The organism is uncultured Megamonas sp. (genome assembly GCF_958438645.1).
Lineage (GTDB): Bacteria > Bacillota > Negativicutes > Selenomonadales > Selenomonadaceae > Megamonas.
On record NZ_CAUBSM010000003.1, the window covers coordinates 168,216 to 181,598 of the forward strand.

Annotated in this window: 13 protein-coding genes and 1 tRNA gene; all 14 read right to left on the reverse strand. The window is 34.8% G+C overall.

Annotated features, from left to right (window positions below):
- Positions 1 to 32: 32 nt before the first annotated feature.
- The 14 genes from Q5I67_RS04085 to Q5I67_RS04150 all read right to left on the reverse strand — a co-directional run bounded on the left by Q5I67_RS04085 (position 33) and on the right by Q5I67_RS04150 (position 13,381).
- A complete protein-coding gene (locus Q5I67_RS04085) occupies positions 33 to 572 on the reverse strand; it encodes a hypothetical protein (RefSeq protein ID WP_296897761.1) in 540 nt (179 codons plus the stop codon).
- Between the two features lie 19 nt (positions 573 to 591).
- The gene (murI, locus tag Q5I67_RS04090; RefSeq protein ID WP_302486437.1) at positions 592 to 1,404 is read right to left on the reverse strand and encodes a glutamate racemase; all 813 of its coding nucleotides are present in this window, start codon (positions 1,402 to 1,404) and stop codon (positions 592 to 594) included.
- A gap of 21 nt (positions 1,405 to 1,425) precedes the next feature.
- On the reverse strand, positions 1,426 to 1,833 hold the full coding sequence (locus Q5I67_RS04095) for a thioesterase family protein (RefSeq protein WP_302486438.1): 408 nt from the start codon (positions 1,831 to 1,833) through the stop codon (positions 1,426 to 1,428).
- Between the two features lie 139 nt (positions 1,834 to 1,972).
- Positions 1,973 to 2,128, reverse strand: a complete 156-nt coding sequence (locus tag Q5I67_RS04100) for a hypothetical protein (RefSeq protein WP_302486439.1) — start codon at positions 2,126 to 2,128, stop codon at positions 1,973 to 1,975.
- A 75-nt stretch (positions 2,129 to 2,203) separates the two neighbouring features.
- A tRNA-Arg gene (locus Q5I67_RS04105) sits at positions 2,204 to 2,278 on the reverse strand.
- Between the two features lie 114 nt (positions 2,279 to 2,392).
- A complete protein-coding gene (locus tag Q5I67_RS04110) occupies positions 2,393 to 2,869 on the reverse strand; it encodes a Mini-ribonuclease 3 (protein ID WP_302486440.1) in 477 nt (158 codons plus the stop codon).
- Entirely contained in the window at positions 2,869 to 4,293 is a 1,425-nt protein-coding gene (gene cysS / locus Q5I67_RS04115) for a cysteine--tRNA ligase (protein WP_302486441.1), read from the reverse strand. Before cysS ends, Q5I67_RS04110 begins: the two co-directional genes overlap by 1 nt.
- A complete protein-coding gene (gene cysE / locus Q5I67_RS04120; RefSeq protein WP_296897753.1) occupies positions 4,286 to 5,011 on the reverse strand; it encodes a serine O-acetyltransferase in 726 nt (241 codons plus the stop codon). The genes cysS and cysE overlap by 8 nt, the downstream gene beginning before the upstream one ends.
- Before the next feature lie 82 nt (positions 5,012 to 5,093).
- A complete protein-coding gene (gltX, locus tag Q5I67_RS04125) occupies positions 5,094 to 6,569 on the reverse strand; it encodes a glutamate--tRNA ligase (RefSeq protein ID WP_296897751.1) in 1,476 nt (491 codons plus the stop codon).
- Between the two features lie 111 nt (positions 6,570 to 6,680).
- Positions 6,681 to 7,163 (reverse strand): 2-C-methyl-D-erythritol 2,4-cyclodiphosphate synthase, encoded by a 483-nt coding sequence (ispF, locus tag Q5I67_RS04130; RefSeq protein ID WP_302486442.1) that lies wholly within the window; start codon positions 7,161 to 7,163, stop codon positions 6,681 to 6,683.
- A 42-nt stretch (positions 7,164 to 7,205) separates the two neighbouring features.
- Positions 7,206 to 7,952, reverse strand: coding sequence for a 2-C-methyl-D-erythritol 4-phosphate cytidylyltransferase (ispD, locus tag Q5I67_RS04135; RefSeq protein WP_296897747.1), 747 nt, complete (start codon positions 7,950 to 7,952; stop codon positions 7,206 to 7,208).
- Between the two features lie 87 nt (positions 7,953 to 8,039).
- Positions 8,040 to 9,173 (reverse strand): PIN/TRAM domain-containing protein, encoded by a 1,134-nt coding sequence (locus Q5I67_RS04140; protein WP_296897745.1) that lies wholly within the window; start codon positions 9,171 to 9,173, stop codon positions 8,040 to 8,042.
- Between the two features lie 134 nt (positions 9,174 to 9,307).
- Entirely contained in the window at positions 9,308 to 10,681 is a 1,374-nt protein-coding gene (radA, locus tag Q5I67_RS04145) for a DNA repair protein RadA (RefSeq protein WP_302486443.1), read from the reverse strand.
- 165 nt (positions 10,682 to 10,846) lie between these two features.
- On the reverse strand, positions 10,847 to 13,381 hold the full coding sequence (locus tag Q5I67_RS04150; protein WP_302486444.1) for an ATP-dependent Clp protease ATP-binding subunit: 2,535 nt from the start codon (positions 13,379 to 13,381) through the stop codon (positions 10,847 to 10,849).
- Positions 13,382 to 13,383: the final 2 nt, after the last annotated feature.

Here is a 13,383-nt window from a genome sequence, read left to right on the forward strand (position 1 = left end):
ATTACAAATTAAATTTAATAGTTATGCATAAATTAATCTGCAAGCTTGATATTTGCTAATTTAGCGATTTCTTCAGATGTAAGCACGATTGTTTCTTTGGAGATTTTCCATGGATAACGTGCAGCATGTTGATAAACAATATCAAGAGGTAAATCAACCATATGAGTAAGAGTCTTTTTGATATCGTTGTTTTTGCGATCGGTTAATTTAACGCGGATAACAATATCGATACTTTCTTTCTTTTGAATAAGAACAGATTCAAAATAATCATCTTCACGAGGAACGCCTTTTAATTCAGCTTTAGCTTCAACTTTTACGCCATCGAATTGTTCATATGGTAAGAGTTGACGAACATAGCAATCCATGATTGTAGCACATTGTTTACCTTCATTGGCAACATTGATAGTAGTGCTAAGAGAAATACTATCTTGAGTGATTTCATCAAGAGTAAAAGGAGTATGCTCGCTAGCTTTCATGTTGACGATAGCATCACCAACAACACGAATGATTACTTCATTGAGTAAGAATAAAATAATTAAGATCCATAAAATAATTGTGATAATAAAATCCACATCAATGCCCCCAATTGTGTTATTTTGCAAATGTAGTTAAATCTACATCTGTAATAGGTGGAATATCACTACCTAAAATAATTTCAGCCATTTTTTCAGAATTGCTCTGTTTGGCAGAAAAGCGTAATTCAAGAGAACCAGTTTGTTCTTGTATATTAAGTAAGTTATTTTGCTTAAGTATATTTACAGCATCTTTGGCTGTTTCTAGTGCAGGATTGATTAAAGCGACATCTTTGCCAAAATGTTTAGCTAGAATTTCGCTGATTATAGGGTAATGCGTGCAACCTAAAATTAAAGAGTGAATATCGTCTGTTTTAAATTCATCAGCATATTCTTGAACAGCATCTTCAATTTCTTTACCTTGAATATGTCCTGTTTCAATTAATGGCACGAATTTTGGACAACCTACACCAAAAACTTTTATCTGTGAGTCAAGATTAAAAGCAGCCTGTTTGTGCATACCTTTTTTGATGGTAGCTTCTGTAGCGATGACTCCGATATGTTTATTTGCAGAAGCTTTTGCAGCAGGAATGATAGCTGGGTTCATAGGTACTAATGTAAAAGGTGTTTTGTCTTTAATTAGAGGATAACCATAAGATGTCATAGTATTACAAGCACAAACTGCCATTTTTACGCCACGAGATTGGAAATAATCCATGAATTGTTGTAAAAACAAGATGATTTCTTCGGGAGTGCGTGAGCCATATGGTGCACGAGCAGAGTCTCCAACAAATATAAAATTTTCATGAGGTAAAAGGCGTCTAAGTTCTTTTAATACAGTGAGGCCTCCAAGACCAGAATCAAAAACACCTATAGGTGAATTGCTATCCATTACTGTTGCTCCTTATTGTTATTATTTTAAAGCATTTTGCATCTTAGTGTAGTATTTTTCAGGCAAACGAGTTATATGACCAGTAGCCTTGCTTGTAAATACATTTTGTGTAAAACCTTCAACTAATAAAGTATTATCACAATCGCGATAAATTTTATAGCTAAATTCCATTTTTACTTTGGTTAAAGCTACAGGCGTTGTTTCTATGCGTAGAACATCATCAAATTTACCTGAAGCAATGTATTTACATCTTACTTCGGTGATAGGAAAAACATAGCCATCATCCATCATTTCGCCAAGTGTGATACCAATTTCACGTAAAAAGTTAACACGACCGATTTCAAACCAACGTATGTAGTTAGAATGATGTACGACAGCCATAGCATCGGTATCATAAAAATTAACACGATGGATAGAGGTACTAATCATAAAATCATCTCCAATATAAAATAAAACACCGCCAAAAGGCGGATACAATAAACTATGAGATAGAAATATGTATATGCCTCATAGCCAAACTTCATTATACTAATAATTGAAGTTCATTTCAAGATTAATTTTGAGGAATTTATCTTCCAGGGCGTTGCAAACGATAGGAGATTTTAGCATCTTTTTTGGTGAAGGCAACCCATAAATCACAGGCAGTACAAAAAAAGCGACCTTTTGCTTCTGGTCTTGTTACATGACCGAGTTTTCTGCGACAGACTGGACATTTTATATCCATTTAGAAACACTTCCTTAAATCATATTAAATCATAAAATAAAAAGCACAGATTTTTCTGTGCTAGATTAATGATTTTGGTGTGCCCAACAGGAATCGAACCTGCATTTTTGACTCCGGAGGTCAACGTTCTATCCATTAGACTATGGGCACATATAAACTATATTATACTAAAAATCTAAAATTTTTCAATGATAAAGATACGATATCTATTTATAAAAAATAAAGGTACTTTCAATCAAGAAATGTACCTTTATTTTTATTTTATTATTCCTGTTGGGATAAATTTTGAGCTACAGCAATAAAAGATTTTTCACAAAGTTCATCTAAGCGAGTGAAATCTTTATTGAGATATAGATAACCTAAAATTGCTTCAAATCCTGTACTTATATGATAATCATGGACTGAAGCTACACGTGGAGCATGTGATTTAGCATTTTTTCCACGCTTGAAGACGTATGCTTCGTCATCTGTTAAATCATCTTTTATAGCATTGTAAGCTTGAGCTTGAAGTGTAGCGGAAACTAATTTCATGCTAAAATCATTTAAAAGATGTACGCGAGATTGTTCAAAATTGAGTAATCTTGTGCGTATATATAGATGATAGTAAGCATCACCTACATAGGCTAAAACGAGCGGAGACAGATTGCGAGTAGGTATATCTTCATAACGATTTTTTAATTCATCAGGTGCTGTAAATTCAAAAAGATGTTGTTTTAAATATTGATATTGTTTGAATTTCATTATTTTTTCCAGCGAACACCAGTAGGAGAATCTTCTAATGTAATACCGATATTTTTGAGTTCATCACGGATTTTATCAGCAGTTGCCCAATCTTTATTTTTACGAGCATTTTGACGGATATCAATGATTAAATTCATGAGATTATCCACAAGTCCGTCATCAGATGCGTTATCGTCATCTTCTAAAATACCGATGATATCAGCCATTTCACTGAATACATCAAGAGCAGTATCAACAGCTACTTTACTGCAAGCTACTTTACCGGAAGTTACTTCATTGTAGTAGATATTGATTTCTTTAGAAAGGTCAAACATATTTGCGATAGCAAGAGCTGTGTTGAAATCGTCGTCCATAGCTTCAAAGAAATTTTGTTTGCACTGTTTTGCTTTAGCGATAAGCTCTTCACCAGATGTAGCATCAGTTGTGTTTTTAGCTAATTCTTTGAGATTATCAAGAGCATTTTTTAAACGGTTTAAGCTAGTTGTAGCTTCATCAAGACGAGCATCGCTGAAATCAAGTGGGCTACGATAATGAGTGGATACGATAAAGAAGCGGAGTACTTCTGCTGGATATTTATCGAGGATTTCTTTTACAGTGAAGAAATTACCGAGAGATTTACTCATTTTTTCTTGATTGATTGTGATAAATCCATTATGGAGCCAATAGCGAGCAAAACTATGGTCATCACCACAATAAGCTTGAGATTGAGCAATTTCATTTTCATGATGAGGGAAGATTAAATCGCTACCGCCACCATGGAAATCAAATGTTTTACCAAGGTATTTTAAAGACATAGTAGAACATTCGATATGCCAACCAGGACGACCGTTGCCCCATGGGCTTTCCCAGAATGGTTCACCAGGTTTTGCTGCTTTCCAAAGAGCAAAATCCATAGGATTGTGTTTGCTTTCATTGACTTCGATGCGGGCACCAGCCATCATATCTTCAAGTTTACGGCCACTTAATTTACCATAACCTTTGAATTTTTCTACGCTGAAATAAACATCACCATTTAGTTCATAAGCATAGCCTTTGTCGATAAGTACAGATATCATATCGATGATTTCTGGAATTGTCTGAGATACTTTAGGGTAAACATCTGCGTGTTTTACGTGAAGTTTATCCATTACTTCAAAATAAGAATTGATATATCTTGTAGAGATATCACTCCATTTTACGCCTTCTTGATTAGCTGTACGAATGATTTTATCATCAACGTCAGTGAAGTTTTGAATATGTTTTACTTTATAGCCAAGATGAATGAAATAGCGTTTGATTACGTCCCAAGTAACAAATGGGCGAGCATTACCGATATGAGGATGATTGTATGGTGTAACCCCACAAACATAAATGCTTACTTGTCCGTCTTTTAGTGGTTTGAATTCTTCTTTTTGTTTAGTTAGAGTATTGTAAACTTTAAGCATGATTATTTTTGGAAGCCTCCAATTCTTTTTTTACTTTTTCTAATTCTAATTGTAAATCAGAAATACGATTAGAAAGTGTTTTAATCATATCTAGTTCAGGGTCTGGTAATTTATCATGAGATAAATCAACATCAAGTTCTTCTGCTAATTCACGCATTTTTGGTGAAATAGGTTTTTCTACAGGAGGTGTTTTTTCTCCTTTGATTAAGATGACTCTGCCAGGAATACCAACAACAGTAGCATAGGCTGGTACTGGTTTTACTACTACAGAGCCAGCACCAATTTTGGCATGATCGCCTACAGTGAATGAACCTAAGACCTTAGCACCACAAGCAACTACGACATTATTACCAATAGTAGGATGGCGTTTCCCTTTTTCCTTACCAGTACCACCCAAAGTAACTCCTTGATATAAAGTTACATTTTTACCGATAATAGTAGTTTCGCCAATGACAATACCAGAACCGTGGTCAATAAATAAGCCTGGGCCGATCTGAGCACCGGGATGAATTTCAATACCTGTTAAGAATCTACCGAGATGAGAAATCAAACGAGGCAAGACCACCCAATTTTTCTTATAGAAATAATGACTTAAGCGGTAAAGCCAGATAGCATGTAGACCGGGATAGCATAAGAGTACTTCAATTATACTTTTGGCAGCAGGGTCACGCTCAAATACAACACGAATATCTTTTTTTAAAGTTGATAATAATTTCATAATGCTCACCGTCATAATGTATAACCCAGCCAAAAAAATAGCTGGGTTATACGAATTATTTCTTTGTAAAGTTAAACTAGTTTTAAGCTAAAGTACGTTCAATGCGTTTTGCTGCACGTTCATAGCCTAAAACTTCCACAAGACCAGCGAGGTCAGGGCCATGCATTTGACCAGTTAAAGCAACGCGAATAGGCATGTAAACGGATTTTCCACCTAATTTAATACCTTTGTTAGCTTTGAAATCTTTCATGATTTGTTTGAAAATTGGCTGGATATTTTCAGCTGTGAATTCTGTAAGCTCAGCTAATTTGTCCTTGAACATAGTGATGACTTCAGTAGCTGTTTCTTCTTGAAGTACAGCTTTGCATTCATCATCTTCTACTGTGAAATCATCTTTATAATAGAGGTCGGCGAAATCTACATATTGAGCGGCAAAGCTTAAATGATCGCGAATAACTTCTGTAAAGCGATTTAATTTAGCCATTTCTTGTTCATCTGGAGTATCAGAAATATAGCCTTTTTCAATTAAATGAGGAATAGCCATCTGTGTGATTTGAGAAGCTGGAATTTTTTTCATGTATTGAGCGTTGATCCAGTTTAATTTATCAATATCAAATACGGCTGGATTTTTAGCTACATGGTCCATAGAGAATTCTTTGATTAATTCATCAATGGAGAAGATTTCTTGTTCACTTTGAGGAGCCCAGCCTAAAAGTGCTAAGAAATTGACGATTGCTTCTGGTAAATAGCCGAGATTTTTATACTGTTCAACAGAAGTTGCACCATGACGTTTACTCATTTTTGTATGGTCTTTACCTAAGATAAGAGAAATATGACCAAATTTTGGTACAGGGAAGCCAAGTGCTTCATATAAAACTACTTGACGAGGAGTGTTGGATAAATGTTCTTCTGCACGGATTACATGAGTGATATGCATTAGAGCATCATCGATTACTACAGCATAGTTATATACAGGAATGCCATCAGCTTTAACGATGACGAAATCGCCGATACCGTTGGAGTCAAAGCTCATTTTTCCGCGAACCATATCATCAAAATTTACGGATTGGTCGCAAGGTGTGCGGAAACGGATAACAGGTTTTCTGCCTTCAGCTTTGTATTTTTCGATTTGTTCAGGTGTGAGATTACGGCAATGACCACCATAAAGAGGCATTTTATTTTGTGCACGAAGAGCTTGACGTTCAGCTTCAATTTCTTCTTCTGTGCAGTAGCAATAATAAGCTTTACCTTCAGCTAATAATTTATCAGTGAATTTTTTATAAATATCTAAACGTTCAGTTTGGCGGTAAGGGCCATATTCACCACCAACATCGATACCTTCATTCCAATCAAGACCGAGCCATTTTAAAGCAGCTTTGATATTTTCTTCAGATTCTTTTGTAGAGCGAACTCTATCTGTATCTTCAATACGTAAAACAAATTTTCCATCAGTGTATTTTTTTGCTAATAACCAATTGAATAATGCACTTCTTGCCCCACCAATATGGAATGGACCAGTAGGACTTGGTGCAAATCTAACTCTGATTTGTTCAGACATTAGTGATACCTCCAAATATGTGAAATTGTAATTATGAAATTTATTTAGCAAATTCTATTATACCATACAAAGGCAAGCACTTGAGGAGAGAAATCAAGATAAAATTATTTTTTATGAATTTAATTTATCAATGCTACAAACAGCGTAAGAAGAAATTCCTTCTTCACTACCTGTGAAGCCTAGACGTTCTTCAGTAGTAGCTTTGATATTTACATCTTCAATAGATAGATTTAAAGTTTCAGCTACATTTTTTTGCATAGTAGGAATAAAAGGCAATAATTTTGGTCGTTGAGCTACAATAGTAGCATCGATATTATTGATTTTATAATTTTTAGTTTGGAGTAGCTCTCCTACATGTTTCAGTAAGATTAGGCTGGAAATATCTTTAAAACGTTCATCTGTATCAGGAAAATGTTTGCCGATATCACCAAGAGCTGCTGCACCGAGCAGGGCATCTGAAATCGCATGAAGTAATACATCAGCATCAGAGTGACCGAGTAGACCTTTTTCGTGAGGAATATCTACACCTCCTAAAATAAGTTTACGGTCAGTTACTAATTTATGCACATCATAACCTATACCAACTCTAGACATAAAGAAACCTCTTTTCATTTTTTATGATTATAATAATTAATTTTATTTAGGTGTTTTTGTAAAAACGTCGTTAAATAAAGATGAAATTTTTATTTTTGCTTGATTTTTTAATTTTTGTCCGAATAACATTTCAGCGATGACTAAATCTGTAGGCGTAGTAACTTTGATATTACTATAATCACCCATGACGAGTTTTACTGCATGGCTAGTGCGACGAACAAGGCTGGCTTCATCAGTACCTAAGAAATTATCTTCTTGAGCTTTTCTATGAGCTTCAATTAAGATATCTTTTTTAAATCCCTGTGGTGTTTGAATAGACCATAATTTATTTCTATCAGGAACTCTTTCGATAAATCCCATTTCATTGATTTCCGCTGTAGTGTCTTTTACAGGAACAGCACAGACAGCAGAGCCAGATATCATGACTTCATTTACTACATTTTGAATGACTGTTTCAGAGATTAAAGGTCTAGCGGCATCATGTACAAGTACAATGTCGCAGTTAGCATCAACTGCCATTAAACCATTATAGACAGAGTATTGACGTTCAGAGCCACCAGCTACGATTTTGTAAGGCTTTAATTTAGGCACTTTGCTTAATACTTTGCGGATAATTTCCATTTCTTTTACATCTACAGCGATGATTAATTCATCAATACAATCACAACGAGAAAATGTAAGTAGGGTTTGAATTAAAATAGGTTTACCGGAAAGCTCAGTGAAAATTTTGTTGAAGCCAAGTCCCATGCGTTTTCCTTGTCCAGCTGCGGGGAAAATAACAGAAACCATAAAAATACCTCCTTTAGTTTCTTTTGTTTATTTGATTGAGTAATAAAAAAGACTACGAAGTATATACCTCGTAGTCCATTCATAGTTTTATTTTGGTTTGGCAAAAATCATGCGTCCTGCTGCTGTTTGTAATACAGATGTAACAACAACATCTAATGTTTCATTGAGATGCTTATGACCACCTTCAACTACAATCATTGTACCGTCGTCTAAATAAGCAACACCTTGTCCTTGTTCTTTACCATCTTTAACTACAGTTACTACCATAGTCTCACCAGGAATAACTACTGGTTTTATAGCGTTAGCTAATTCATTAATATTGAGAACTTGAACACCTTGTAAATCTGCAACCTTATTTAAGTTGAAATCGTTAGTGATGATCTTTGCACCGATTTCTTGACCGAGACGAATTAATTTAGAATCAACGCCAGAGACGTCATCATAATCATGGTGGTCAATTTTTACAAGCATATCAAATTCAGTTTGAATGCGTTTTAAGATATCAAGACCACGTCTGCCACGTGTTCTTTTGAGTAAATCTGAAGAATCGGCAATGAATTGTAATTCTTCCAATACGAAGACAGGAATTAATAATGTGCCTTCAATAAAGCCTGTTTTGCAAATATCAGCAATTCGGCCATCAATAATAACACTTGTATCAAGCAATTTGTATGATGGAGTGTTTAATTCTGTTTGTATTTTATCTATAGAAGAAGTTGTATCATTTTTATTGATATCTTCTTTAAGGCGATTAGGCAATAAAGCAGTAATGTCTTTTCGTTTTTTTATGGTAATATACAAACCGAGATAACCAAAAACAATACTGAAAATAATTGGAATGTAAGGGCCAATTAAAGGAATTCTAGAGAATGCAACACCTAAAAGATTAGCAATAATAAGACCGATAGCTAAACCCAAGACACCAGCTAAAACATCGTGAATTGGCATTTTGCTGAGTTGACGTTCTACCCAAATAGAGAAGATACGTAACTTATTAATACAATAAGAAGATGAAATAAATCCAATAGAACCACCAATGATACCACCGATAAGGATAGATAGAGCATTCATCATAGTCATATCTAAAATATCGAGGTTAATCTGTAAAAATTCAGCACTAATAATATAGGCTAAAACAGGACTAGCAAACTCTAGTAAAGTTGCCCCGATGATAACAGCAAAAACTGTTATAAAAAATTTTAAAACTCTATTCAATAACACTGTTGTAATTAAACCCCCTTTGCGAATGTGTTATAAATTTATTCTACTAAAATAATAAACAAAAGTCCATTAAGATTGCAAAATTATAATCAAATTATAATTTTTGGAATAATAAACATATAATTTATATTATTTTAGTTAAGTGCAATTTTTAAGGCTTCACTTAAATAACGAACTCCATGAATTTGTACATTTGGGGAAGCATGTTCAATGCGTTCTAAATTTTTGGCAGGCAAGATAATATTTGTAAAACCCATGCGGATAGCTTCGCGAACTCTTATATCTGGCTGACTGACAGAGCGTACTTCGCCAGAAAGTCCGACTTCACCAAAGATGATAGTTTGAGGTTTGATACTTTGATTGCGAAAGCTAGAGGCCATTGCACAGCAAAGAGCTAAATCGACAGCTGGATCATCTATTTTTATGCCACCTGCTACTTTTACATATACATCACAAGTGCCCATATTTAAATGCACGCGTTTTTCTAAGACTGCTAATAATAATTGAATTTTCTTGATATCTATAGAGTCAGAAGTTCTGCGTGGCGGTACGTATGGTGTAGGAGCTACCAGAGATTGTATCTCTACTAAAAGTGGTCTAGTTCCTTCAAGGGCAGGTATGATCACAGTACCTGATTCATTGCTGTTTTCTTCAGATAAAAACATTTTGGAAGCATCAGGAACATCGATAAGACCAGTTTCACGCATTTCGAAGATACCGATTTCATTAGTATTGCCAAAGCGGTTTTTTACAGCACGTAAGACGCGATATTCAGCATTGCGTTCGCCTTCAAAATAAAGCACTGTATCAACTATATGTTCAAGTACACGTGGGCCTGCAAGTGTGCCATCTTTGGTAACATGACCGATGATAAAGATAGCGATATTATTTTGTTTAGCAATGCGAAGTAAGCTTACAGAACATTCACGAACTTGACTGACGCTACCTGGTGCACTTTGGACGTCAGGGCGAAAGATAGTCTGAATGGAGTCGATGATTAATAAATCAGGCTTTGTTTCAAGTACATGACGTTCAATGCGTTCTAAATCTGTTTCGCTCAAAACAAAGAGATTATCTTGAAGTGCATTTAATCTATCAGCTCGCATGCGAATTTGGCGAGCACTTTCTTCACCTGTTACATATAAAACTTTGTGAGTAGTAGCTACATTAGCACAAATACGCAAATTTAAACTGGATTTACCAACACCAGGGTCACCGACCATGAGGACAAGTGACCCTGGAATGATACCTCCACCTAAAACGCGGTTCATTTCTACAGAGCCAGCACTAAATCTAGGTAAATCTTCTGTAGCAATTTCTTTTATGGGTTTAGGTGAACTATTTGTTTTATTTGTACTAAGGCTAAAACCACGATTATTAGAAGGAGTAACTTCTTCTAATTCTTCAACTAAAGTATTCCACTGACCACAACCTGGGCATTTGCCAAGCCATTTAGGAACACTATAGCCACATTCTTGACATACATATAAGGTTTTGCGTTTAGCCATAATAAGTTTCCTTGTAATTTTTTTTATTTAAATTTATTGTGTAAAAATTTTTGAAGATATTTTGATATGGATTTTATCAACCAAGCAATGGCAATGAGAAAATTTAAAATAAAATTTTTTAAGCGTTTTAGCAAAGATTTTTCAGCTAAAACATTTTTTTGTGATTTATTCATTTGTAACCTCAAAATCATCTGTCATTTCTTGTTTGGGCATTATATCGTCAACTTTGAATGTCAATTCATCATCAACACAATCTACAATTATTTTTTGTTTGGATTTTATATGTTTTTGCAATAATTCTTCAGCAAGTGGATCCTGAAGATAACGCTGAACAGCACGTTTTAATGGTCTAGCACCATATATTGTATTTGTGCCATGTTTTAATAAATATGATTTTACTTCATCTTTGATGACAAGTTCAATATTCATTTCTGCTAAGCGTTTTTCGACATCATTTAATAATAAAGTAACGATTTGAGTTAATTCTTTATCAGTTAATGGATCAAAGATGATTATTTCATCAATACGATTGAGAAATTCGGGTTTGAACTGTTTTTTTACTTCGTCCATGACTACTTTTTTTGCATTTTGTTTGATGTCATTGTTGTTATTTACAGCAAAGCCCATAGTATTTACTTTTTGAGGCTGTAATTTAAACGCACCTGCATTTGAAGTCATGATGATGACTGTATTTTTAAAATCTACAGTTCTACCTTGGCTATCTGTTAAACGGCCATCTTCTAATACTTGAAGAAGAATATTGAAAATATCAGGATGTGCTTTTTCAATCTCATCTAATAAGATGACAGCATATGGTTTACGGCGTACTGCATCAGTTAATAGACCACCTTCATCGTAGCCTATATAGCCTGGAGGAGCACCGAGCATACGAGATACGGTATGTTTTTCCATATATTCGGACATGTCAAAGCGGATCATGGCGGATTCATCACCGAAAATAGCTTCAGCTAATGAACGGGCTAATTCTGTTTTACCTACACCAGTAGGGCCTAAAAATAAAAAGGAACCTATAGGACGCTTAGGATCTTTTAATCCTGCTCTAGCACGGCGAATGGCTTTAGCTACAGCATTTACACCTTCGTTTTGACCGACTACACGTTTATGAATTATATCTTCTATGTGTAAAAGTCGATCAGCTTCTTTAGCTACTAATTTTTTTACAGGGATACCAGTCCAAAGTGTAGCGACATCGGCGATATCTTCTTCAGTTACACAGATTTGAGCATTATTTTGAGCTTCCCATGTAGTTTTAGCAGAGGTTAATTCTTCTTTGATTTTTATTTCTTGGTCGCGGATAGTCGCAGCTAATTCGTAATCTTGATTGTCGATAGCATTTTCTTTTGCTTTCTTTAAATCTTGAATTTTGTCCTCTAATTGAGAGATATTAGTAGGAATATTTACTGTTTTTAAGCGGACTTTAGCGGCAGCTTCGTCCATTAAATCAATAGCCTTATCTGGTAAAAATCTATCTGTGATATAACGCTGGGAAATTTTTACAGCAGCTTTAATAGCTTCATCTGTGATTTTGGCACAGTGGAATTCTTCATATTTATTGCGAATTCCTTTTAAAATACTGATAGCGTCTTCAATACTAGGTTCATTTACCATGATGGTTTGAAAACGTCTTTCAAGAGCCGAGTCTTTTTCAATGTATTTTTTGTATTCTTTTAAAGTAGTAGCACCGATTACTTGGATTTCACCGCGTGATAGGGCAGGTTTTAAAATATTAGCAGCATCCATAGAGCCTTCAGAAGCACCAGCACCTACAAGTGTATGCATTTCATCAATAAATAAAATGATATTTTGATCAGCTATGATTTCATCAATGATTTTTTTGAGTCTATCTTCAAAATCTCCACGGTATTTAGTACCTGCAACTAAGCTGGCCATATTTAAAGAGATTATACGCTTATGAGCTAAGATTTTGGGAATATTACCATTGATTAAACGTTGAGCCAATCCTTCAGCTACAGCTGTTTTTCCTACACCAGGCTCACCTATTAAGATAGGGTTGTTTTTAGTGCGACGCGATAAAATTTGAATTACACGTTCGATTTCGCGGTCACGACCAATGACGGGATCTATTTTTTCTTCTTGAGCTAATGTATTTAAATCGCGACCGTATTTATTTAATAGTGGTGTAGATGAAGTATTTTTTTGAGTATCATTATTTTTCTTAGGCAAAGTGGAAGGTTTATCTTCTTTAAAGATATTTAATTTAGGCATATTGTTTAGAGTGTCTTCATTGAGTAGATCTAAAATAGCATCATGGATAATATCTAAATCAGCACCTAAGGAGATGAGAATTTCACAAGCCATGCTGTCAGTATCGTAAATAATGCCGAGTAAAATATGCTCAGTGCCGATATAATCATGTCCTAAAGCATGAGCTTGATCAACTGCGTATTCCATGATTGTCTTGGCTTCAGGAGAATAACCAATTTCTTCTGTATTGACTTCATCAAACACTTGATTTTCTACTAATTCATGGACTCTTTGTCTTACAGTATATAAATCTATGCCGATGGAAGATAGAGCTTTAGCAGCTACATTTGTACCTTCATGTAATAAGCCTAATAAAATATGTTCAGTACCTACATGGCGATGTTTTAAATGTTTTGCTTCATATTGAGCTAATTTCAAGACTTTTATAGCAGATTGAGTAAAGCGTCCTTGCATAA